General features: G+C 34.4%; 20 protein-coding genes and 1 tRNA gene. 6 read left to right on the top strand and 15 right to left on the bottom strand.

The window, feature by feature from the left end; translation table 11 throughout:
* Position 1: 1 nt before the first annotated feature.
* A complete protein-coding gene (locus H033_RS0102210) occupies positions 2-1,600 on the bottom strand; it encodes a lytic transglycosylase domain-containing protein (protein WP_026836875.1) in 1,599 nt (532 codons plus the stop codon).
* A gap of 47 nt (positions 1,601-1,647) precedes the next feature.
* Positions 1,648-2,835 carry a phosphoglycerate kinase gene (locus tag H033_RS0102205; protein WP_026836874.1) on the bottom strand — a complete coding sequence of 396 codons (1,188 nt, stop codon included), beginning with the start codon at positions 2,833-2,835 and terminating at the stop codon, positions 1,648-1,650.
* Between the two features lie 70 nt (positions 2,836-2,905).
* Here H033_RS0102205 and H033_RS0102200 point away from each other — a divergent pair, with 70 nt between their 5' ends.
* Both H033_RS0102200 and H033_RS0102195 read left to right on the top strand, forming a co-directional pair.
* Complete coding sequence (locus tag H033_RS0102200; RefSeq protein ID WP_026836873.1) at positions 2,906-4,060, top strand: ATP-binding protein; 1,155 nt, start codon at positions 2,906-2,908, stop codon at positions 4,058-4,060.
* 8 nt (positions 4,061-4,068) lie between these two features.
* Entirely contained in the window at positions 4,069-4,464 is a 396-nt protein-coding gene (locus tag H033_RS0102195; RefSeq protein ID WP_026836872.1) for a hypothetical protein, read from the top strand.
* Between the two features lie 226 nt (positions 4,465-4,690).
* Here H033_RS0102195 and H033_RS0102190 read toward each other — a convergent pair whose 3' ends face one another.
* The 5 genes from H033_RS0102190 to H033_RS0102170 form a co-directional block, all read right to left on the bottom strand.
* Positions 4,691-5,200: an OmpH family outer membrane protein gene (locus H033_RS0102190; protein WP_026836871.1), complete on the bottom strand. Its 510-nt coding sequence runs from the start codon at positions 5,198-5,200 to the stop codon at positions 4,691-4,693.
* A gap of 226 nt (positions 5,201-5,426) precedes the next feature.
* Entirely contained in the window at positions 5,427-6,290 is an 864-nt protein-coding gene (locus H033_RS0102185) for a class I SAM-dependent methyltransferase (protein ID WP_051227733.1), read from the bottom strand.
* A gap of 74 nt (positions 6,291-6,364) precedes the next feature.
* Positions 6,365-8,236 carry a tRNA uridine-5-carboxymethylaminomethyl(34) synthesis enzyme MnmG gene (mnmG, locus tag H033_RS0102180; RefSeq protein WP_026836869.1) on the bottom strand — a complete coding sequence of 624 codons (1,872 nt, stop codon included), beginning with the start codon at positions 8,234-8,236 and terminating at the stop codon, positions 6,365-6,367.
* Between the two features lie 12 nt (positions 8,237-8,248).
* Positions 8,249-8,683, bottom strand: a complete 435-nt coding sequence (gene ybeY / locus H033_RS0102175) for an rRNA maturation RNase YbeY (protein ID WP_026836868.1) — start codon at positions 8,681-8,683, stop codon at positions 8,249-8,251.
* Positions 8,664-11,981: a glutamyl-tRNA synthetase gene (locus tag H033_RS0102170; RefSeq protein ID WP_026836867.1), complete on the bottom strand. Its 3,318-nt coding sequence runs from the start codon at positions 11,979-11,981 to the stop codon at positions 8,664-8,666. Before H033_RS0102170 ends, ybeY begins: the two co-directional genes overlap by 20 nt.
* A gap of 165 nt (positions 11,982-12,146) precedes the next feature.
* Between H033_RS0102170 and gltX the strand changes: the two genes are divergently transcribed.
* On the top strand, positions 12,147-13,661 hold the full coding sequence (gene gltX / locus H033_RS0102165; RefSeq protein ID WP_026836866.1) for a glutamate--tRNA ligase: 1,515 nt from the start codon (positions 12,147-12,149) through the stop codon (positions 13,659-13,661).
* A gap of 6 nt (positions 13,662-13,667) precedes the next feature.
* On the opposite strand, the gene H033_RS0102160 is transcribed toward gltX, so the two are convergent.
* Positions 13,668-14,345, bottom strand: coding sequence for an outer membrane beta-barrel protein (locus H033_RS0102160; protein WP_026836865.1), 678 nt, complete (start codon positions 14,343-14,345; stop codon positions 13,668-13,670).
* A 71-nt stretch (positions 14,346-14,416) separates the two neighbouring features.
* Here H033_RS0102160 and H033_RS0102155 point away from each other — a divergent pair, with 71 nt between their 5' ends.
* Entirely contained in the window at positions 14,417-15,403 is a 987-nt protein-coding gene (locus H033_RS0102155) for an SPFH domain-containing protein (protein WP_026836864.1), read from the top strand.
* 68 nt (positions 15,404-15,471) lie between these two features.
* Here the strand turns inward: H033_RS0102155 and H033_RS0102150 are convergent, their stop codons facing one another.
* The 4 genes from H033_RS0102150 to H033_RS0102135 all read right to left on the bottom strand — a co-directional run bounded on the left by H033_RS0102150 (position 15,472) and on the right by H033_RS0102135 (position 18,239).
* On the bottom strand, positions 15,472-15,699 hold the full coding sequence (locus H033_RS0102150) for a DUF6327 family protein (protein WP_026836863.1): 228 nt from the start codon (positions 15,697-15,699) through the stop codon (positions 15,472-15,474).
* Between the two features lie 9 nt (positions 15,700-15,708).
* On the bottom strand, positions 15,709-16,059 hold the full coding sequence (locus H033_RS21145) for a phage holin family protein (protein ID WP_081661793.1): 351 nt from the start codon (positions 16,057-16,059) through the stop codon (positions 15,709-15,711).
* 4 nt (positions 16,060-16,063) lie between these two features.
* Positions 16,064-16,438 carry a YtxH domain-containing protein gene (locus H033_RS0102140; RefSeq protein ID WP_034886011.1) on the bottom strand — a complete coding sequence of 125 codons (375 nt, stop codon included), beginning with the start codon at positions 16,436-16,438 and terminating at the stop codon, positions 16,064-16,066.
* Between the two features lie 127 nt (positions 16,439-16,565).
* A complete protein-coding gene (locus H033_RS0102135) occupies positions 16,566-18,239 on the bottom strand; it encodes a glutamine--tRNA ligase/YqeY domain fusion protein (protein ID WP_026836861.1) in 1,674 nt (557 codons plus the stop codon).
* Between the two features lie 198 nt (positions 18,240-18,437).
* On the opposite strand from H033_RS0102135, the gene folB reads away from it, so the two are divergent.
* The gene (gene folB / locus H033_RS0102130; protein ID WP_026836860.1) at positions 18,438-18,794 is read left to right on the top strand and encodes a dihydroneopterin aldolase; all 357 of its coding nucleotides are present in this window, start codon (positions 18,438-18,440) and stop codon (positions 18,792-18,794) included.
* Positions 18,795-18,848: 54 nt separating this feature from the next.
* Positions 18,849-18,922 (top strand) — tRNA-Cys (locus H033_RS0102125).
* A 70-nt stretch (positions 18,923-18,992) separates the two neighbouring features.
* On the opposite strand, the gene H033_RS0102120 is transcribed toward H033_RS0102125, so the two are convergent.
* Genes H033_RS0102120 through rnr form a run of 3 tightly spaced genes read right to left on the bottom strand, consistent with a single transcriptional unit; the run spans position 18,993 to position 22,619 of the window.
* Positions 18,993-19,718, bottom strand: a complete 726-nt coding sequence (locus H033_RS0102120; RefSeq protein ID WP_026836859.1) for a LysE family translocator — start codon at positions 19,716-19,718, stop codon at positions 18,993-18,995.
* Between the two features lie 31 nt (positions 19,719-19,749).
* Positions 19,750-20,424 (bottom strand): head GIN domain-containing protein, encoded by a 675-nt coding sequence (locus tag H033_RS0102115; protein WP_026836858.1) that lies wholly within the window; start codon positions 20,422-20,424, stop codon positions 19,750-19,752.
* Positions 20,424-22,619 (bottom strand): ribonuclease R, encoded by a 2,196-nt coding sequence (rnr, locus tag H033_RS0102110; protein WP_026836857.1) that lies wholly within the window; start codon positions 22,617-22,619, stop codon positions 20,424-20,426. Before rnr ends, H033_RS0102115 begins: the two co-directional genes overlap by 1 nt.
* Positions 22,620-23,128 lie beyond the last annotated feature (509 nt).

Below are 23,128 nucleotides of genomic sequence, written 5' to 3'. Positions count from 1 at the left end.
ACTAGCTTCCGGAAAGCTTTAACTTCATTCCGGGTTTAAGAGATGTGCTAGACATCCTATTCCATGCTCTCAAATTCTGTACCGTAATTCCTGGAAACTTTTGTGAAATAGTCCAGAGTGAATCTCCGTTTTTAACGGTATAGGTTTTAGCCTGGGTAGCAGGCTTAGAACTACTCACCGTGCTCTTTGTTATTTCAACAGGTTTTCTAGGATAGATGGTTAGATATTGACCCACTCTAAGGTTGTTACTTCTTAAATTATTCCATTTTTTAACACTGCTTACTCCTACCCCATATCTACTAGCTATTCTACCAAGATAATCTCCGCTTTTAACTCTGTACCTTACTTTATCTTCGGCCTCTAAAAATTGAGGTAGTTCCTTTTCTTTTTCAGCTAATTCTGTTTTAGCGAAATTATAGATAGCATCTTCATTATTTACAAATATGCCAACATTTTTTCTGGGTAATCTTAGCGCATACGCTTCATCTTCCACAAAAGGAATAATATCCAATTTATAACTAGGATTCAAAAACTGTAACATTTCTTTATCTACACCAGATACTTTGTTGATCTGGTCAAAAGTGAGCATTTGTTTTACATGTAGCGTATCTGTATCAAAAAAGGCAACTTCTGGTCCGTTTGGCTGGAAATCATGCTCCTTTGCATATTCAAATAAGTAAAGTGTCGCTAGAAAAGCAGGAACATAACCTGCGGTTTCCCGTGGTAAATAGCTTCTTAATGTCCAATAATTAGTAGAACCTCCACTCCTTCTGATTGCTTTGGCTACATTTCCAGGGCCAGAATTATAAGAAGCCAACACCATGTCCCAATCTCCAAATGTCTTGTATAAACTCGCTAGATATCTTACAGCTGCTTCCGTAGCCATTATAGGATCCATGCGCTCATCTACATAAGAACTCACGTCTAAGCCCTGCATTTTGCCCGTAGCGAACATAAATTGCCACAAACCAGTTGCTCCAACCCTAGACTTTGCTCGAGGATTAAGTGCAGATTCTACTATGGCCAGATATTTTATCTCCAAAGGAACATCATACCTATCTAATTGCTGCTCGAACATCGGGAAATAATATTCGCTTAACGCCATGAGGCGTTCCATAGATTTCTTATTCCTTTTAAGATAAGATTTTATTACACTCTCCAGAATTGGATTATATTCAATATTAAAAGGCGTCCGCGCATTTAATTTTGCGAGTCTCGCTTTTAGAGTATCTGTGGGTAATTCTTTAAATACAACTTCAGAATAATCCTGCTTTAGGATCTCATCTTGCATTTCTTCGTAAAGATCTGAGTTTAAAAGTTCCTTCTTCCATACCGAATCTATAACAGCAGCATGAGGTAGATCTTTAAGATCTTTAATACTAGTCTTATTTATTTTTGCTGAAATTGGTAATCTATCCTTGAATTCAGGATCGGGATTTTTTAATTCTATTTTAGCACTATCAGATTTTTTAAAAACTTGAACTCTAAAATTCGCCTTTTCAGCCTTATTTGTTGGTTTCGGGTTGTTTTTTACTGGATTTTTCTGACCCATGGAGCCAAAAAAAACGAACAACATTAAAATGGTGATTATCTTTTTCATATTTCTACATCTATGGTACAGAAACGTTTAATATTTCAATTTCTTACTTAGTCCTCAGAAATTGCCTTAATTCCAGGAAGTGTTTTCCCTTCTAGCATTTCCAACATCGCACCACCACCGGTAGAAACGTAACTCACATCATTTTCCAAATTAAATTTTTTCACTGCGGCTACAGAGTCTCCTCCACCTACAAGTGAAAATGCTCCATTTGCAGTTGCTTTCCCAATAGCTTGTCCAAGTTTCATGGTTCCTTCAGCAAAAGCTTCCATTTCAAAAACTCCAATCGGTCCATTCCAAAGGATCGTTTTAGATTTTAAAACAACGTCAGAAAATAGATCTACAGATTTTGGACCTGAATCCAGTCCCATCCATCCTTCCGGGATATCATCTATAGGGCAAACATCTTTATTTGCCATTTCAGAAAAACTATCTGCAATAATAGAATCTACCGGCAAGTGTACTTCCACTCCCTTTTTAGAAGCTTTTTTCAAGATCTCCAAAGCCAGTTCTTGCTTGTCGTCTTCTACGAGAGAACTTCCTATTTTTCCGCCTTGAGCCTTAATAAAGGTAAAAGCCATTCCACCACCAATTATTAAATGATCTACTTTGTCCAAAATATTTTCCAGAACCGTGATCTTAGAAGATACTTTAGCACCACCAATGATTGCAGTAACAGGTTTCTCAGCAGAATTCAACACCTTATTTAAGCTTTCTATCTCTTGCTTTAAAAGATAGCCAAAGCATTTCTCTTCAAAATATTTAGCTACAACTGTTGTTGAAGCATGGGCTCTATGAGCTGTTCCAAAGGCATCATTTACATATATGTCTCCTAGGTTGGATAATTGCTTAGCAAAGCCAGAATCTCCTTCTGTTTCTTCTTGATGATATCTTAAATTTTCAAGCAAAAGAATCTCGCCTGGTTTAAGATCATTTACTGCATTTTCAGCAACATCACCTACGCAATCGTTAACGAATTTGGTTTCCACACCCATTATTTCAGAAATCTTAGAAACAATTTGTTGCAAAGAAAATTTAGCTTCTTTATTCTTAGGCCTTCCCAAGTGTGTCATTAGAACAACGCTTCCGCCATCTTCTAAAACTTTAATTATGGTAGGTTTAGCGGCTTCTATTCTGGTACTGTCGGTTACATTTCCTTCGTCATCTAATGGAACGTTGAAATCTATCCGAATAAGTGCCTTTTTGTCTTTAAAATTGTAGTCGTCTATTGTTTTCATAAGCAATGTGTATACTACAAATATAAATTTTTCTAAAGATATAAAGTGAAGATTAATTTTATCTTTGCCCATGCTCTTTTCTGAAGTTTTAGGCTTACCCCATATTAAAAATCATTTAACCACCACGGCAGACCGGGGCCGTATTCCGCATGCGCAATTATTTGTGGGCAATCATGGGAGTGGATTATTACCAATGGCTATTGCCTATGCGCAATATGTATTGTGTGGAAACACAAATTCTGAGAATAATACCGGGAATACTGCTTGTAACTTAAAATTCAATCATTTATCACACCCAGATCTTCATTTTGCATTTCCGGTAGCCACAAACGACAAGATAAAAACGCATCCAGTTTCCAATCATTTTATGGAGTATTGGAGAACTTTCCTTAATAAGAATCCGTATGGAAGTTTGTTCGACTGGTATCAGGAAATAGGAATAGAAAATAAGCAAGGTCAAATCGGGGTAGATGAAGCTCAGGATATTTTGAAATCACTATCATTGAAATCCTATGAAGGCGGTTATAAAATAATGTTGATCTGGATGGCAGATAAAATGAATACTGCCTGTTCCAATAAATTGTTGAAGTTAATAGAGGAGCCGCCAAATAAGACACTTTTTATACTTATTGCTGAAGACGAGGAGCAAATAATACAAACTATTAAGTCTCGTTGCCAGATTTTAAGATTTCCACCTCTTTCTGAAACTGTTATTGAAGAAAAATTGATGGCAACTTCCAAAGTAGATGCTTTATCTGCAAAGAAAATTGCGGTACAGGCAAATGGAAGCTATTCTCAAGCACAACATATATTAAAAAATGATTCTGGAGATGAACAATTTGAAAATTGGTTTATTACCTGGGTTAGAACAGCCTTTAAGGCAAAGGGAAATAAAGCCTCCATTTTAGAGCTAATCTCATGGAGCGATACTATAGCTGCTTCGGGAAGAGAAACACAAAAAAGTTTTTTACACTATTGTTTAGACTTTTTTCGCCAAGCCTTACTTTATAATTATAAGGCAGAAGGACTAGTTTATATTCAGCCTAAAACTGCCAATTTTAAATTAGAAAAATTTTCTCCATATATAACAGGAGCAAATATATTAGGGATCACTTCAGAAATTGAAGATGCTATCTACCACATAGAAAGAAATGGGAATGCAAAGATAATTCTTACAGATCTGTCTATTAAACTCACAAGATTAATTCATAAAAAAGTAGCTTAAAAAAACCTATGGAAAACATTACAAATTATATTACAGAGATCCTTATCCTTTTATTTATAGTAATTACTTTTTTGCAATCTGGCTTAGATAAAATCACCGATTGGAAAGGTAATATTGGATGGCTGAAGGGACATTTTTCTAAAACTTTTCTTGCAGGGCAAGTACCTTTAATGGTTGGCATAATTTTGGTCGTAGAAGTAATAGCTGGGATTATGGCCTTAGTTGGAATATTCTATATTATAAGCAGCGGACAAACCGAAATAGCACTTTATGCGAACGTCTTGGCCGCAGTTACCTTGTTGATGTTGTTATTTGGACAGCGCGTAGTTAAGGATTATGCGGGAGCTTTTACCATTGTAGGTTACTTTATCGTGGTGATTTTAGGAGTTACTTTATTGTCTTAAAACTTTAGATATCCTTATTTTCTAAACATATATTCACCAATTAATAAACAGCAACGGGAGTTTCAAAGTCTCCTTCGAAGATTAGAAGCTGAAACATGTTTAGCATGAAGAATAACCTGAATAAACTGGTTATAAATAAACAGGCAATCAGTAAGATTTCCAATAACAAAAAAGCATCGATCTCAATAAGACCGATGCTTTTTTGTTTTAGGGAATTAGGAAATTGCTATTTCTCGTAACTCTCGTTTAATTTCTCAAGAATTTCTTCAGTAATATCTAAACCATCCTTTGCATACATGATGTTTGCAGACTCGTTAGACCCGAAAATATATGTATAATCGTTATCCTTACCGTATTCCTTTACGTATTCCTTCACTTTAGTTACAATAGAATCAATTACAACATCGCTTTCTTGACGCAGCTGGTTCCCCATCGTTTGTTGTTGCTGTTGGATGGTTTGTTGCTTAGCCATTAATTCTTGTTCCTTTTCTTGTCTTTGTGCAGTAGACATTCCATTCATGTTCGCTTGGTATTCTTGCACTTCTTTTTGAAAACTTTGAGCCAAAGAATCTAGCTCGATTTTAACCTTATCAGATTTTGAAGTGAATTCCTCTTCCACTTCTTTCATTTCGCGATACTCCTTAATAATTTTGGTTGTATCTACATAAGCTGTTTTTTGTTCAGTACAACTTGTAAGTCCGGCTGCAATTAAAACAACCAATAATAATTTCTTCATAATATAAATTTTGTTTGGCGCAAAAGTAATAAAGTATCAATGGAAAAAAAGAAAAAAATAATCTCTATTACCTATAATAGGCAAATCTTATAGTAAAATTTTGAAAAATAAATTATTTCAATCAAAATCAAGGGGGTATAGAGGGCTTTAATGAGTTTTTCCTCTTAGTGACCACAATTATCTAGCTGCGTGTGAGTTTCGCTCTGAAATAGCTCCAAATTAAGTTTTAGATCGATTTTCTGAAGAAATAGGCAATCGAAGAATACTCTAAAGACTTTTTTGCTTTTAGATTGGATTTTAGTCCTATAAAAAAAGCTTTTAAGAAATTACTCTTTTTAGTCTTGTATTTTTCTGAAAGAAGACTCACATAAAATGAATCAAACAATAAAGGTTTTTCATCAAACTGAGAAAAAGAGGTGCCGCTAAAAAGTTTTTCGAAACTCTTACGGGAAAAATGCCATAAATGTCTTGGCACATCAAAAGCTGCCCAATGATCTTTATAATATAAAGCATCATAGCTTTTGAAATTTGGAACGGCAATAATCAATAACCCATCTTTTTTTAGAAGCTGTTCTAATTCTATAATTTGATTCTTTAAATCGTAGACATGCTCAAAAACATGCCACATAGTAATTACATCAAATTTTTCAGCTTTAAATTTAGAGGAATCTTGAACTAATTTAATCCCTTTTTGTTTTGCTAGCGTTCTGGCATTTTGATTTGGTTCAACCCCTTTAACTTTCCAACCATTATTTTTTGCACTCAATAAAAACTCACCTGTCCCCGCTCCAATATCCAATAGTTTTCCCTGCACTGGAAAATGAGAATCTATCCAACTTAACTTTTTAACAAGCATTCGTTTTTTAACGCTTTGATAAATTTTATCGGTAATGGAATTTTGAGAATCGGTATGGGAAATATAATCTTCACTTTTATAATAGGAAGGTAATTGGTCTAGATCTGGTTTTGGAGTAGTGACTAGAAGATGCATTTCTGGATCTAATATCAATTCAAATTCTTCTCCAGAAACTGTATGATCCTTACAAGTGATATAAATAGTGTTTACGTTTTTTTGATTGGAACTATTCACAAATATGGAAATTTTTTAAGACATTTTAAATGCTAAATATAGAGGAAAAATCAGATTGTTCCACGTGAAACAATTTATCTTCCCATATAGACAAGAAGCACAGAAATATCACTTGGGCTAACTCCACTAATTCTTGAGGCTTGGGAAATTGTTACAGGTTGAATTTTATTTAATTTCTCCCGAGCTTCAAAAGACATGGATTTAATATTGGAATAATCGTAGTTTTGCGGAATTTTAATATCTTCTAGCCTATGCAATTTGTCTGCATTGTTCTTTTCCTTATTTATATATCCAGCATATTTTACCTGAATTTCGGTTTGCTCTAGCATCTCCTCATTCAGTTCGTTCTCAGAAATAAATTGATTTACTCCAGGGAATTCCATCACATCTTCCATCGTGATGTTTGGTCTTGAAAAGATCTTAAATATCTTATCGCTTTGTTTCATTGGAGCCGAATCCTTAGCTTCTAAAACTGGGTTTGAGAACTCTGGAGTAACACTAGTATCATGTAAATAATCTACAAAACTTAAAGATTTTTGCTTCTTCTCATCCATCTTGCGGAGACGTTTTTCTGAAGCTAAACCTAGATCAAACGATTTTTGAGTAAGTCTAAAATCGGCATTATCTTGTCTTAGTAAGGTTCTATATTCTGCTCTAGAAGTAAACATTCTATAAGGTTCTTCTGTTCCTTTTGTAATAAGATCATCTACCAAAACTCCGATATAAGCTTCGTCTCTTTTTAAAATAAACGGCTCTTTTTCTTGAACTTTTAAGGCAGCATTAATACCCGCCATTAAACCTTGAGAGGCTGCCTCTTCATATCCTGTAGTTCCGTTAATTTGGCCAGCGAAATATAAACCTTCTACAAGCTTTGTTTCTAAGGTGTGTTTTAATTGTGTAGGTGGAAAATAGTCATATTCTATTGCATAACCTGGTCTAAAGAATTTCACTTTTTCAAAACCAACAACAGAACGCAATGCTTTAAATTGAACATCTTCTGGCAAAGAAGTAGAAAAGCCATTTACATATACCTCACAAGTTTTCCAACCTTCTGGCTCTACAAACAACTGATGCCTGTCTTTATCTGCGAATCTATTGATCTTATCTTCTATAGAAGGGCAATAACGCGGCCCAACACTTTGTATTCTCCCATTAAACATTGGAGACCTGTCAAAACCTTCCTTAAGCAACTCGTGCACTTCCGGAGAAGTGTAAGTCATATAACAAGATCTTTGTTTTGTTAGAGGTTTTGTATCATCTAAATAAGAGAATTTAGAAGGTTTCACATCACCGGGTTGCTCAGCCATTTTAGAATAATCCAAAGATCTCCCATCTACTCTAGGAGGAGTTCCTGTTTTCATTCTACCAGATTCAAAACCCAATTGGATAAGCTCTTCTGTTATTCCTGTTGAAGCTCTTTCTCCAGATCTACCTCCGCCAAAATTCTTATCTCCAATATGTATCAATCCATTTAAAAATGTACCGTTGGTAAGAATAACAGATTTTCCTTTTATCTTTAATCCAAGCGCTGTTTTCACTCCAACTACCGCACCACCTTCTACGATTAATCCAGCTACCATTTCTTGATAAAAATCTAGATTTGGTGTTCCTTCCAATCGCAACCTCCAGTGATCTGCAAACATCATTCTATCACTTTGCACTCTTGGACTCCACATTGCAGGCCCTTTGGATTTATTCAACATTTTAAACTGAATTGCACTAGTATCACTAACCAATCCGCTATATCCGCCTAAAGCATCAATCTCACGAACTATCTGACCTTTTGCAATTCCTCCCATTGCGGGATTACAACTCATTTGAGCTATATTCTGTAAATTCATAGTTACCAATAAGGTTTTAGAACCCATATTAGCAGCAGAAGCAGCGGCCTCACTCCCAGCGTGACCTGCTCCAACAACAATTACATCATATATTTCACTAAACATAAATCTCTTTTTTTAAGATTGTTCCACGTGGAACAATTTCATTTTTTCCTCTTCTTTGCTTCTCATAAGAGCAGCTTCCTCTTCTGTTTTATCTTTGTAGCCACTAAGGTGTAAAATCCCATGACTTAATACTCGTCGCAATTCATCTTCAAACTTTACATTAAATGTTTCAGAATTTTCACGAACACGCTCTGTACTTATATATATTTCACCCTGCAAAATTTTACCCGCAGAATAATCGAAAGTTATAATGTCTGTATAAGTATCGTGATCTAGATATTCAATGTTGATCTTAAGGAGATATTCATCATTACAAAAAATATAACTAATTTCTTCCAGAGTCCTTCCTTCAGAAGTAATTACGCTCTCAATCCATGAAGCATATCTTGCTTCATCCTCAAGTACAAATTCGTTTTCAGAATAAAAATTAATTTTCGACAGATTCAAAATACCTCTTTACTTTAGTCTTATAAATTTGCCGCAAAGGTAAGCTTTGTCTATTTAAAATTTCAGTAGAATTAAAATATTCTTTGGCTCTAAGATTTTGATCCTGAGTACTGTTTTTGAAGTTTTCCTGGTTTGTTTTTGAAGTTCTTTGCTCCTCCTCTTCCTGCTCTCTTACAGCCTCTTCTAACTGAAGCAATCTATGCTGAATTTGATTCATCCTACTTAGAGTTTCTTTGGTGAAACCCTTCTCTAAAAGCTGTCTTTCTATGCGCTCCATTTCACTCAACACATCAGCATTCTTTTTATCGAGGCCCGCCTCTCTTAATTTATCTTCCAGTTGCTGCCGTAATTGTTGTTGTTCTTTAAAGATCTCATACAGCTTAGCACTTCCTTCCTCTCCTAGTCTGTCTTCACCCTCTCCTTGCCCTTCCTTATCTCCATCCTTGCCATCATCACCATCTTCTCCAGGTTTATCTTTACCGTACTGTTTTGGTTTTCCTTCGCCTTCTTTAAGACCTTCTTCCATTTCCTTGTTCAGTCCTTCCTGAGCTTTAATAATGTCAGGCAACTGCATTCCTTGGCCACTTCCATTTGGAGAGAGACTTAAATTTGCCATTTCTTGCATATTGCCCAAAACCTCACTAAGCATATTGGCCAATTCATTTGTATTGGTCATTACGTATTGTTGGCTAGCGGTTCCTTGCGGGAGTTCATTTTGTGCAAGTCGCTCCAATGCCATGTTAATATCAAATTCTATATCAGTTAATTTGGTAGTGATCTTTTCTGTGATCATAGGATTATTCATGGCAAGCACAAACAAACTATCATCTATATGTTCAAAGTGTTCTTTAAGAACTTGTTGCTTTTTCAATTGTTTAGGATAGGCTGGATTATTAATTCTAATGCCTTTAAAATTGAGCATCAATGCTTCCTGTTCAAAAGAAAACACCATGAGATTATCTAAAATTTGTCGCATGGTTTCAATATCAGCAGTTAATTGTTCTCCTTGAGCACTAGCTTGAGCAGACTTCATTTTCGTACTCATTTCTTTCATCTTCTCTCCTGCTTTTTTCTGAGGAGATTTTGCGGCTTTTTTATTGTTCTGCTCTAATTGATCCTCCGCTTTCTTTTGCTCTTCTTGGATTTCCTGTTCTTCTTCTGTCTCTCTATCTAAATCAAAAGGCTTTTTAAGTGCATTGTTCTCTTTCTCCAAAGAATCCATTTCCTGCTTAAATTCTTGAAAATCTTCAGATAACTTTTCTTGTTCTTCCAAAGAATTCAAAGAATCTTGCTTTGCCAAATTCTCTTGCTTTTCTCCTGCTCTTTCAATATCTCTTGCCAGTTTCTGAGTCTTTTCCTGAACATAATAACGTTTGGTAAGTTCCAGTAACTGCTCAAGGTTTTTTTGTTCAGCGGTATTCTGTTTGGATAGTTTTTCCAATTTATCTAACAAGTCCTCCTCACTTATCTTATCGGCATACTCCTGTAGTTCTTTTAACAAGGCTTCGTTTTCCTGCAAACGTTCTTCGTTTCTATCTAACCTGTCTTTAAGTTCTTCTTCAAACTTTTTGTTTTCTTTGGAACCAGTTTTATCTTCAAAGGTGTTTTTAAGCTTTTCAGAATAATTTTTCATCATTGCTGTTTGCTCTTTCTGCCGTTGCAAAAATTCTTCTAGCTTCTTTTTATCACTATAATTTAGCTGATTTTTTTCTATTTTAATTCTCGACAATTCTTCCAATTCTTTATTCGATTCCTGCATTTCTTCAAGACTTTCTGAAATTCCCTGAATAGATTCTCCTTGCTGATTTAACTTTTCAGCACTTAATTCCTTTTCAGATTTTATTCTGAGGCTAAAAACTTCAGTCTTAGTAGATTTAGAACCCCTAACTCCATCATTATCAAATACTTCGAAATAGATAGCATAGTTAGTTCCCTGTTCTAATTCTAAATTTCCCGGAAACGTATATAAAAATTCTCCAATATTCTGATTAACAATGGGAATCGGCACTTTTTGACTATCATCACTTTTGTTTTCAGTGTAATAAACCATATTTACCTTTGTGATAGCGTGGTCATCAGACACTTTTCCGAAGAAATAATTAACATCTGTAGCAACTGTATCTTGTTTATGCTGAACATCTATTTGCGGATATTGATCCTTTATAACGTCAATAGCATATTTTAAAGATTCATAATCCCTTACATTGTTATTAGACGTGTTGATGGAATATTGCAGCGGAGAAAAGATCTTATCTGAATATTTGAATTCCGAAGCATTTTTCTCAAAACCCAGAATGCTGTCTTTAGTTTTAAACGTGACGTCGTCTGTAGCACGGGTTTTTAAAACCCACGAAATTTTTGTCCCTTCTGGCACCGTTGCGTTCCCTGTTCCTTTTACTATTTCATTTTCCTTTCTTAAATAAGCAGGGAAATTGAGCTTCATCTCAAAATCCAGTAATTTTGGGACTTGGATAACGCGGATTTTATAAGTTCTGGACGTAACATTATTGGCGCTAAAATAGAATTCTACATCTTCTTTTAATCCTTCAAAGGAGTACAGAAAAGAATTCAGCGAAGAATTCTTCAAATAATATTCTTCCTCATTAAAGTGAATGGCAACGGTTTCAGGAATAAGATTCCCAATGGTCTGGACTTCTAGATTAAAATCCTTGCCTTCTTCAACCACCAACTCACTTGAATTAATTATAAAAGAAAATGGTGCCGGTGCCTCATAAGCAGTATTATAATGCACTACCCGAGTATAACTTTCAGAAAAAATAGAAGAATTCCCGGTGAAAATAATGGCTAAGATTATTAAAACCGGAAAGGCCGCATATTTCAAATATTTAAGACTTGTATTAAAATTGACCGCAGTTTTAAAGGGAACAGGACTCAGTTCTTTTGACTTTTGTGAAATGCTTGCGAGCAACAGATCAGATTGTTCAGAGGAATTTTCAAGCTGAAGTACGTTTAGAAGTTTATCATTTACCTCAGGAAAATGTTTTCCTATAAGAATAGAAGCAGCTGTGAGATCTAAACCTTTGGATAACTTAAAGAGTTTTGCCAGAGGCCAGAGTATAAATCTAAAAAAGAGCAGGCTTGAAAATAGAATGAAGCCCCAAAACAACAAACTTCTATAAGGCGGAGCAAGCCATAAAAAATATTCTATCAGCAAAATAATAATGCTATATAACAACCAAACAGAAAAGAACAAAATACTACCTTTCAATAATTTATTCAGGTAATACCGTCTAATAAATGCTGTCAGCTTTTGTTTTATAACACTAAATTCCTCCATGATTACCCCCCTACTTTTCCTTCTCTTAAAACTACAAATTTCATTTTACTTTATCTAGCGGTGTTTTCAGCATTTTAAATTTATCCGGGCAATTAATAGGACAGGCTTAAATTGGTGGGTTTTCCATTAAGAATCGGTTATCTTTGCCGTTAAAATTACAATTTTATGTCTGCTAAAGTACGAGTTCGTTTTGCACCAAGTCCTACAGGACCTTTACACATTGGAGGAGTAAGAACAGCCTTATATAATTATTTATTTGCTAAGAAACATGGAGGAGATTTCCTTTTGCGTATAGAAGATACAGATCAGAATAGATTTGTAGAAGGCGCAGAGCAATATATAGTTGAAGCCTTAAATTGGTGTGGAATTCCTTTTGATGAAGGCCCCGGGAAAGATGGTGGATTTGGACCTTATAGACAAAGTGAACGAGCAAATTTGTATTATGAATATGCTGAAAAACTGATCTCTACTGGAGATGCTTATTATGCATTTGATACTTCAGAAGCTTTAGATGCTCATAGAAAAGATCATGAAGAAAAAGGAAAAACCTTTATCTATAATTGGCATAATAGATTGAAATTACAAAATTCTCTTGCGCTTTCTTCTGAAGAAGTTCAGAAACGATTAGATGCTAAAGAGAATTACGTAATACGATTTAAGTCACCGGAAGCCGAAACTTTACAATTAACAGATGAGATTCGTGGAAATATGCAGGTAGATTCTAGCATACTAGACGATAAGGTGCTTTTTAAGAGCGATGGTTTACCTACTTATCATCTTGCTAATATTGTAGACGATCATTTAATGGAAATCACTCACGTAATTCGTGGGGAAGAATGGTTGCCTTCTTTAGCATTACATTATTTATTATATCGTGCATTTAATTGGGATGCACCAAAATTCGCGCATTTGCCTTTGATCTTGAAACCACAGGGAAAAGGAAAATTAAGCAAACGTGATGGAGATAAAATGGGCTTTCCCGTATTTCCTTTAGAATGGAAAGATCCAAAATCTGGGGAGATCTCTTCTGGGTATAGAGAAGAGAATTACGATCCTAGAGCCGTGGTTAATATGCTGAGCTTTTTAGGTTGGAATCCAGGGACAGAGGAAGAATTTTTTGAATTGGAAGAGTTGATTTCGGCTTTTGAGATCTCTAGAGTGCATAAATCTGGTGCTAAGTTCGATCCTGAAAAAACCAAATGGTTTCAGGCACATTACCTTCAGAAAACCGATAACGAAATACTCGCAAAGGATTTTTTGAAGATCTTAGAAAATAAAGGTGTTACAGCAACATTAGATTATACAACTTCAGTAATTGCCCTTTTAAAAGAACGGGCAATCTTTGTGACTGATTTCTGGGAATTAGGAAGCTATTTCTTTGTAAGCCCTACTTCTTATGATGAAAAAGCTTTGAAAAAAGCATGGAAAGAGGATACTGCTATAATTATAGAGAAACTAATCCAATTGATATCTGAAACTTCAGATTATACTAAAGAAAATGTCCAAGATAATATCAAAGGATGGATCACATCTAATGAAATAGGCTTTGGAAAAGTAATGCAGCCTTTTAGAATTGCTTTAGTGGGATCTTTACAAGGACCAGATGTATTTGATATTTCTGCTTTTATAGGAAAAGAAGAAACAGTTAAAAGATTAAAATCTCTCTTAGCTAAGCAATAAAATTTTTTAGAAATAATAAACAACTCCTGCAGTTGCCATGCCTAGATGACCTTCTAGATTTGCTGCGCGGGAGTCTTTATTTTGAAGATCTCCTTCGTTTAAATTCTTTAGAAAATTACTTACTCCATATTGATATTGAAACCACAATTTTACATCTGCAATCCCAGCCGACAAGCTCGCTGCAAGATTTAAATTTACTCTTGAAACCTCTTCCAGGTCTTGCGCCGTAAAATAATAATCTTCTATTAGATGATCTTTAAATTGGTTGTCTACTTCCCATTTGCTGTTCACTTGAAGAACTGGCCCCGCCTCTATGCTTAAATACTCTTTTATGATCTTATGGCCAGCAAATAAATTTAATTGCACTCCTGTTGTCTGAAATTCGATGTTTTCTAATTCATTACTACTTAGAGGATGACCCATGATCCCGGATTTCATGGAATAAAAGTTTACTCCATACACAACTAAGAAATTATTATAAACATTAGCCCGTGTGGTCAAACCTCCCATAAACCCCGTAGTCTTATTGGTATTAAAATGATCGCTATCTATTCTTCCATAAGTAAGTCCGGCCTGTGCCCCTAACCTATTATAACTATCTCCAGGAGAATTACGTCTTTGGGCAGCTAGTGGATTAAAAATTGAACAAATTATAATGAACAAAAACAGATAAAAATAGCGCATGATAAATAACTTTAAAAGTAAATCTAGCCTAAATATTGCTATCTTAAGCTTTCAAAATTTATATAAACTATATGATAGCAACAGTTTTAGTCCCCATTTTAGTCGTTTTTTCCTTTATCATTCTCTTTACAGGGATATTTACAGTAAAACAACAAACTTCTGCAATTTTGGAGCGCTTCGGAAAATATAGAAGTATTCGGAATTCCGGGTTACATTTTAAAGTTCCGATTATTGACCAGATCGCAGGTAGAATAAACTTAAAGGTTCAGCAATTAGATGTCTTAGTAGAAACAAAGACCAAAGATGATGTTTTTGTGAAACTGAAGATCTCTGTACAGTTTCAGGTTATAAAAACCAATGTGTACGATGCCTTCTATAAACTTGAAAGCCCACATGACCAGATTACTGCTTATGTATTTGATGTTGTTCGAGCTGAAGTTCCAAAAATGAAATTAGATGATGTTTTTGAAAGAAAAGATGATGTAGCTATAGCCGTTAAAAGAGAGCTAAATCAGGCAATGTCGGATTACGGATACGATATTATTAAAACCTTGGTTACAGATATAGATCCTGATTCTCAGGTAAAGGCTGCCATGAACCGAATTAACGCAGCAGAGAGAGAGAAAGTAGCCGCAGAGTATATTGCAGAGGCAGAACGTATAAAAATCGTTGCTAAGGCTCGTGCCGAAGCAGAGAGTAAGCGTTTACAGGGACAAGGGATTGCAGATCAACGCCGGGAGATTGCAAGAGGACTAGAAGAAAGTGTAGATGTATTAAATAATGTAGGGATAAATTCTCAAGAAGCTTCAGCGCTTATTGTCGTGACGCAGCATTATGACACCTTGCAATCCATTGGAGAATCTACACATAGTAATTTAATATTATTACCTAACTCCCCGCAAGCAGGAAGCGATATGCTGAATAATATGATTGCATCATTTACTGCATCCAACCAGATTGGAGAAGCTATGAGGGAGAAGAATGCTAAAATATTAGCGGAAAAACCGAAACCAAAACGAAAAAGAGATACTCCAGATAGAGAAGAAGAAATAGAATAGAACGTATTATTTTTAATAGAAAAAGGCGGATGCTCATTAGAATATCCGCCTTTTAATTTTTTTTGGAATTATGTTGAAGTTATTACTTTTTTCAGTCCAAATATTTTTGATACTGCTTTTAAAACAAATGCTTTTTGTGCAATAGAACCTATTAAGCCACCAAGCAATGAAATTGGAGATAGACTTTCCTTGGTATGCTGCACACTAAGACGGATTTCTTCTTTATCTATCTGATTTTGAAGTTTCAAAATCTTCAAATCCCGGTCTATTTCTTCAAATGAACTATACTCTTTCATAAAAATTATTTAGTCGTTAAAGAAGGTTCTCGAAGATTTTATCAAAATGATTTTCTCTATATGTTTTTTTCCGAAGAACCATATAAATATGAATATCAAAAGATACAATGCACCAATTATAAAGAATCCGGCACTGGGAATTCTAAGCGCATGGCTTATTAAGAGTGCTAATGCAATAGAGATAAACAACAAAGCAATTAGACATATAAAACCTAGCAACATCATATTCACCAAAGATATAACCCCTTTAATGATTTTTTTATAGAGATCAAGTTTATAAAATTCGGTACTGCTTTTGGCAAGATCACGAACATTATCGTTAAGATCGTTTATGCTGTTGGTTAGTTTTTCAAATGCCATAGGCTTATACTACTGCTTTATTAGCTGTTGTCTTAGCTTGTTCTACCTTAACGTCTTTTTGCAGTTTTGCGTTTTGCGTTCTTAGGTCTTCTAATTTAGATTCTAATGCAGATAAGATATCGTCTGCTTTAAAACTAGCTGAAGATAAAGTAGATTCTAAACGAGTTTCAAAATCTAACTTAGCTTGTTTAGCTTTAGAGGAAAGATTAGAACTTGTCTCTTTATATTTTTTGTTGAATTTATCTTGAGCCTTCTTAGCATCCTTATTCAATTTGTTTCTTGTTTCTTCCCCGCTTTCTGGAGCGTATAATAATCCAACTGCAGCTCCTATTGCAGCTCCTGTTATTAATGCTAAAAGTGTATTCCCTGTATTTGCCATAATTTTCTGGTTTTTATAATTAATTCTACAAATTTAAGTTAAACCACAAAACATTCCTGTTAATAACCGGTTAATATGTAAAGTTACTTTATTAAAGTATTCTTAATACACTACCGTGAGATTTGTTTTAACTAATTTTTTCCCAAGAATCTCTCAATGTAACTGTTCTATTAAAGATAAGGTTTTCCTTTGTACTTTCTTTATCTATACAAAAATATCCTATTCTTTGAAATTGAAATTTATCGGCTACACTAGCATCCTTTAAACTAGGTTCCACGTAACCTGTTATCACTTGAAGTGAATCTGGATTGATAAAATCCATGAAATCTTTTTCTTTATCTGCATCTGGTGCTGCAACCGTAAATAAACGATCATACAGTCTTATTTCCGCTTTTATAGCGTGAGGTATAGAAACCCAGTGTAATGTTCCTTTAACCTTACGCAAAGACTCCTCGGTACCACTCCCGCTTTTACTTTTAGGATCGTATGTGCAATGAATTTCTAAAATATTTCCTGCATCATCCTTTACTACACTTTCTCCTTTTATAATATATGCACTTTTTAAACGAACCTCTTTTCCTAATGTTAATCTAAAGAATTTTCTATTTGCCTCCTCTTTAAAATCTTCACGCTCTATGTAAAGTTCTTTTGAAAAAGGTATTTTTCGAGTACCCGCATTTTCATCTTCAGGATTATTCTCTGTATCCAGCCATTCTTCTCCGTCTTGATAGTTAGTAATAACAAGCTTTACCGGATCTAATACTCCCATTACTCGAGGCGCAATCTTATTAAGGTCTTCACGAATACAGAATTCTAAAAGTGAAACATCAATAATATTCTCTCTTTTAGCAATCCCAATAGTATCTGCAAATTTTCTAATAGAAGTTGGTGTATAGCCTCTTCTTCTAAAACCAGAAATAGTAGGCATTCTAGGATCGTCCCAAGAATTCACCACCTTATTTTCTACCAATTGTAATAGTTTACGTTTACTTACAATAGTATGACTTAGGTTTCTCCTAGCAAATTCTCTTTGCTTCGGAATAAAATCTTCATTATTACTTATCTTACTTATAAACCAATTGTATAATTCACGGTGTGGTAAGAACTCTAATGTGCAGAAAGAGTGAGATACACTTTCTATAAAATCACTTTCCCCATGAGCCCAGTCGTACATTGGATAAATCTTCCAATCATCCCCGGTTCTATGGTGCTTTTTATGCAAACTTCTATACATTACAGGATCTCTCATTATCATGTTAGAAGAAGTCATATCTATTTTAGCTCTTAAAACATGAGCTCCCTCTGGAGTTTCCCCGTTCTTCATTTTCTCGAAAAGTTCCACATTTTCTGAAACAGATCTGTTTCTATATGGACTTTCTGAGCCAGGAACTGTGGGAGTACCTTTTTGTTCAGCGATCTCTGCCGAAGACTGGCTATCTACATATGCATTTCCAGACTTAATTAGCTCTACAGCCCAATCATATAATTGTTGGAAATAATCTGAAGCATAACACTCTTTGTCCCATTTAAAACCTAACCAAACCACATCTTCCTTTATAGCATCTACATACTCCTGCTCTTCTTTTATAGGGTTCGTATCATCAAACCTTAAGTTCACTGGGGCATTATATCGCTCTCCTAAACCAAAATTTAAACATATGGAAGAGGCGTGGCCAATATGGAGGTATCCATTTGGTTCTGGTGGGAATCGAAATTTAAGTTCTTGTTCAGTATAATCCACTTTAAGATCTTCTTCAATAATTTGCTCAATAAAATTGAGAGACTTTTTTACTTCAGACATAATTATATTTCAAAATATACCGCAAAGTTATCAAAAATTACCACGGAAAATCCATTATCTAGAGGTTTAGAATGTATATTCAAATAGGAATTTGGATTTAGAATTCAGCTTTTATAAGAAAAGCTAACCCTTAAGTTGAATTTTCTTCAGAAATACTCAATAATATAGGCTGCTGCTCTACCTTTGTAAAAAAATATTTTGGGTAAAATAACATTAAAAAACATCAAGGTTTTCTCTTACCACGGTTGTCTAGATGAAGAAGGAAAAATAGGAAGTGATTACCGAGTAGATCTCATGGTAAAAGGAAATTTAACCCACTCTGCACAGACGGATTCTTTGAGTGATACGATAGACTATGTGCATCTAAATAAGATCGTTAAGGAAGAAATGGCTATACGAACAAAGTTGTTGGAAACCGTTGCTGAAAGAATTCTGAAACGGGTCTTTGAAGAGCTGGAACTGGTGGAAAAAGCACGTGTAGATGTTTCTAAGATAAACCCTCCTATTGGCGGTGATGTTGGAATGGTGACTGTTTCCAGTACTAAATCGAGATAGAAACTTGTGGGCGAACAGATATTTTTTATTACATTTGCCAACCATTAAATTAATGGCATCGTGGCCGAGTGGCTAGGCAGAGCTCTGCAAAAGCTCGTACAGCGGTTCGAATCCGCTCGATGCCTCCAAAAGCTTCCTTAACAGGGAGCTTTTTTTATGCTTCGAAATTTAAAAATTCTTAGAATTGAATGTTTAAGATTATTCTTTGGAATGGTCATTTTTATCAATATAAAAGACCACATTTTCAGGCTCTAAAATCTCTATTTGATCTTGAAGGCGTTCAATTTTCCTAGGGAATATCCCTCTGGTAATTAAAATACCTCCAAATATCACCATAAGTATACTTATCGCTCTTTTCATCTTAAAAATACGCCCTGGTGTAAGTTTTCTGTTTAATTTTTTAGCGAGTAGTATTTTAAATATATCAAGGAAAAGGTAGGTTCCTAGAACAGTAGAAAAGAAAATAGTAATACGGTTTGGTTCCATATCTAAGGTAGGACCAAATACAATTATAAGTCCCAGCCAAAATCCTAGAACTCCAATATTAATAAAGTTCAATAGAAAACCTTTGGCTGCAAGACCAAAATAATCACTTCTGCTTAACTTTCTTACCTCTGGAGTATCATCTTCTACCGTAATAGCTTTTTTGGTTTGTATAAAGGACATTATCCCGTATGTACCAAGAATCATCCCTCCAAAAATAAATAATCCAGGATCATCTTTTAATGTAGATAAAAGTTTAGAAGTACTTAAATATGCTATTAAAAGAAAAACTATATCTGCAAGAATAACACCTAGATCAAAAGAAATAGCTGCCCTAAAACCTTTTAATGCAGCAGTTTCCAGCAACACAAAGAAAACAGGACCTAATAAGAATGCTAAAAAGATTCCCATTGGTATTGCAGCCAAAATATCTTGCACCATAAAACTAATAGATTTTCACAAAGATAACTTTCTAATTTATCTTCTTAATGTTTCCGCCAAAGGTGGTCGTTTCGTCTATTTTATTAGGATTTCCATACACATAGATGGTTCCTCCCGCTCTTACCTTTGCATTTACATAGGCTTTAGAGAATATACTAGCAGTTCCCCCACCAGAAATACTTACCTTAACATCTGTTCCTATTAGATTTTCCCCCTTAAAATCGCCCGCAGCTTTTACATCTATTTCCTGTTTTGCTGCAGTACCAATTATAAAGAGATTCCCTCCAGTTACAACACTAGCATACAAATTTACTAATTCTACTTTTGCTTTTACATCTGCTCCTTCCTGAACTCTGATATTAAACATTGATTGTGAAAGTTTACCACAGATATCGATCTTTGAATTTTGTTTTGCTTCAACCTTTAATAACTGCTTAAAATAGATGTTTACAATAGTGTTATCTTCATTCCAAAGATGATCCAAATCTACACTCACCTTTAGTACTCCGTTTTTAACCTTTAGATTTACATTATTGCGACTACTACCAGTTATAATTGCCTTATTTTCTTCAGCTTGAGTTAGGTTTACCTTAAGCCCTTTTGTAACCTCGACCTCGGTAAAATTATCTAACTCCAGTGTTATTTCCTGAGCAAATGTTGTAGCTGCCCAAGAAAATAGAATTAATAATATAATATATTTCATCATTAATCAATTTGTTCTTTCTTTCCTATTAAATTGAAATCTAGATGTCTTCTTACTAGATCTGCATTCTTAACAGAAATATATACTTCATCCCCTAATTGGTACATTTTCTTATTTTTTCTACCAACTATTGCATACTGATCTTCATCAAAATCGTAATGATCATCTCTAATATCCCTTAGACGCACCATTCCTTCGCATTTATTAGAAACAATTTCTATATAGATTCCCCACTCTGTAACACCAGAAATCACTCCTAAAAATTCTTCATCTTTATGATCTAACATAAACTTCACTTGCATGAATTTTATGGAATCACGTTCTGCATTAGTAGCTAAGCTCTCCATTTCACTACTATGATGACATTTTTCTTCGTATTCCTCCTCTTTAGCAGAAGGTTTTGCATCCAAATAATTTTGCAATAATCTATGCGTCATTACATCTGGATATCTTCTAATAGGAGAAGTGAAATGTGAATAATAATCAAAAGACAATCCGTAATGTCCTATATTCTTAGTACTATAATAAGCCTTACTCATTGTTCTAATAGTAAGGGTATCTACCAAGTTTTGCTCTTTTGTTCCCTGAACATCGCTTAAAAGACTATTCAAAGAAGAAGAGATAGAAGCTTTATCTTTTAAGTTGATCTTATATCCAAATTTAGAAATCACCGTTTGTAAGGTGTTTAATTTAGACTCGTCCGGCTCATCATGGCATCTGTAAACAAAGGTCTTTTTTGGTGTTTGTTTTCCTATGAACTGTGCTACCCTCTTATTAGCCAGCAGCATAAATTCTTCAATCAGTTTATTGGCTTCTTGGGAAGTTTTAAAAAACACTCCGACAGGTTCATTTTCTTCATTTAAATTGAATTTTACTTCAACTTTATCAAAAGAAATGGCACCATCTGCCATACGCCTAACACGCATTTGCTTTGCAAGATCATTAAGAGTTACAACCGCATCTACGATATTATCTCCTACGTTATATGCGTCTTCACGAATTGATATCTCTGTGGGAATAGTTCCTTCTTCAGTTTCAATGATATGTTGAGCTTCTTCATAAGCAAAACGCTCATCAGATAAAGTTACTGTTCTACCAAACCATTCGCTTTTCACATATCCTTTAGCATCTATTTCAAACAATGCAGAAAAAGTGTATTTTTCTTCATTCGGTCTCAAAGAACATGCATTATTGGATAAAACCTCCGGTAACATTGGTACTACTCTGTCTACTAAATATACAGATGTTGCTCTCTCATAAGCTTCATCGTCCAAAATAGTTCCAGGTTTTAAGTAATGGGAAACATCTGCAATATGAATTCCTATTTCAAAATTGCCATTATCCAGCTTTTTAAAACTCAAGGCATCATCAAAATCTTTTGCATCTTTTGGATCTATGGTAAAAGTTAGAGTGTCCCTAAGATCTCTACGTTTCTTAATTTCGTCTTCGTTGATAGAAGTATCTATATTATTTGCAAAATCCTCAATTTCCTTAGGGAATTCATGTGGCAACCCATACTGTGCAAGAATAGCATGCATTTCTGTATGATGCTCTCCTGGTTTACCTAAAACTTGTTTGATGCTTCCAAAGGGAGAATCTGCCTTTTCTGGCCAGTCCTCCATGGTTACAACTACCTTATCTCCATCTTGGGCATCCAGCATTTTATTCTTTTGAACAAAAATATCTGTATACATTTTAGGGTCTTGTATTGCAACAAACCCAAAGTTTGGCTGCATTTGTAAAACACCAACAAATTCAGTTTTTTTCCTATTAACGATGCGAACAATCTCTCCTTCAGATTTTCTTTTCTTTCTTTTATTATATATGTAAACTTCCACTTCATCCCCATTCAATGCTTTATTCAAGGCATTTGCTGGAATAAAAATATCCTCTTCCATATCTTCAACTACAACATAACCGAATCCCTTTGTTGTCATATCAAGTTTACCTTGATAATATTCGGGGTTTCCAGCCATCTTGAATTTTCCTTTTTCTTCTTCTTCAATCTGCTTCTTAGCGGCTAATTGTGCTAAATTCCTAATTATCTGATTCCTGGAACTAGCATCTGTAAGATCTAGTTTTGCAGCAATTTGTTTGTAGTTAAAGCTTGTGCTTGGAGATTTTCTTAATATATCCAGGATACTTTTGGAAAGATTTCCTTCGTTCCTTGGTTTTGATCCTTTATTCTTTCTATTCATAAATCTTAATAAGCTATAAAATTACAGTTAAAATGTGACTTTAAATTAATCTATCAATAAAGTTTTGTTAAGCCCCTAAATACGGACTGGTAAAGAAATTTAATTAACTTCTTTTGATATTCAGATATTTAGCTATAAAAAAATTAACTATTTTATTTTCTAATTCATAAAATTTTCTTAATTTTAATATAACATATCTTTCAAAATTTCCCCACATATTTGTAAGAAAAAGTGATTTTAATGAATAAGTCAACTAAAATCTCGCTTTTATTCTATCTTATATTTCTCTTGGGAATCTTAAGTGTTTTTTCTATTATAAATAAAACACTAAATCAAAGAAGTAATCTGGATCTTTATCCTTCAGTAAATATTACCTCACAAAGTTATGTGAAGAATACTTACTAGAAATCACATACTTATATAACATTTAGATTGTTTTATTCTTCTTCAATTATTATAATTTAAATTATAAATAATTCATTTACAGTATATTAATTAGGTTTTACTGA

It is taken from the genome of Gillisia sp. JM1, from assembly GCF_000424645.1.
GTDB lineage: Bacteria > Bacteroidota > Bacteroidia > Flavobacteriales > Flavobacteriaceae > Gillisia.
This window is presented reverse-complemented; position numbering and strand designations above follow the sequence as displayed.

Excerpts from the sequence above, each read along its gene's own strand:
- gltX (WP_026836866.1), top strand. The coding sequence starts at position 12,147 with ATGTCTGCTAAAGTACGAGTTCGTTTTGCACCAAGTCCTACAGGACCT.
- H033_RS0102195 (WP_026836872.1), top strand. The coding sequence starts at position 4,069 with ATGGAAAACATTACAAATTATATTACAGAGATCCTTATCCTTTTATTT.
- H033_RS0102190 (WP_026836871.1), bottom strand. The coding sequence starts at position 5,200 with ATGAAGAAATTATTATTGGTTGTTTTAATTGCAGCCGGACTTACAAGT.
- mnmG (WP_026836869.1), bottom strand. The coding sequence starts at position 8,236 with ATGTTTAGTGAAATATATGATGTAATTGTTGTTGGAGCAGGTCACGCT.
- H033_RS0102160 (WP_026836865.1), bottom strand. The coding sequence starts at position 14,345 with ATGCGCTATTTTTATCTGTTTTTGTTCATTATAATTTGTTCAATTTTT.
- H033_RS0102135 (WP_026836861.1), bottom strand. The coding sequence starts at position 18,239 with ATGTCTGAAGTAAAAAAGTCTCTCAATTTTATTGAGCAAATTATTGAA.
- H033_RS0102155 (WP_026836864.1), top strand. The coding sequence starts at position 14,417 with ATGATAGCAACAGTTTTAGTCCCCATTTTAGTCGTTTTTTCCTTTATC.
- H033_RS0102205 (WP_026836874.1), bottom strand. The coding sequence starts at position 2,835 with ATGAAAACAATAGACGACTACAATTTTAAAGACAAAAAGGCACTTATT.
- H033_RS0102170 (WP_026836867.1), bottom strand. The coding sequence starts at position 11,981 with ATGGAGGAATTTAGTGTTATAAAACAAAAGCTGACAGCATTTATTAGA.
- H033_RS0102210 (WP_026836875.1), bottom strand. The coding sequence starts at position 1,600 with ATGAAAAAGATAATCACCATTTTAATGTTGTTCGTTTTTTTTGGCTCC.
- H033_RS0102200 (WP_026836873.1), top strand. The coding sequence starts at position 2,906 with ATGCTCTTTTCTGAAGTTTTAGGCTTACCCCATATTAAAAATCATTTA.
- H033_RS21145 (WP_081661793.1), bottom strand. The coding sequence starts at position 16,059 with ATGGCATTTGAAAAACTAACCAACAGCATAAACGATCTTAACGATAAT.
- H033_RS0102140 (WP_034886011.1), bottom strand. The coding sequence starts at position 16,438 with ATGGCAAATACAGGGAATACACTTTTAGCATTAATAACAGGAGCTGCA.
- H033_RS0102115 (WP_026836858.1), bottom strand. The coding sequence starts at position 20,424 with ATGATGAAATATATTATATTATTAATTCTATTTTCTTGGGCAGCTACA.
- rnr (WP_026836857.1), bottom strand. The coding sequence starts at position 22,619 with ATGAATAGAAAGAATAAAGGATCAAAACCAAGGAACGAAGGAAATCTT.
- H033_RS0102150 (WP_026836863.1), bottom strand. The coding sequence starts at position 15,699 with ATGAAAGAGTATAGTTCATTTGAAGAAATAGACCGGGATTTGAAGATT.
- H033_RS0102120 (WP_026836859.1), bottom strand. The coding sequence starts at position 19,718 with ATGGTGCAAGATATTTTGGCTGCAATACCAATGGGAATCTTTTTAGCA.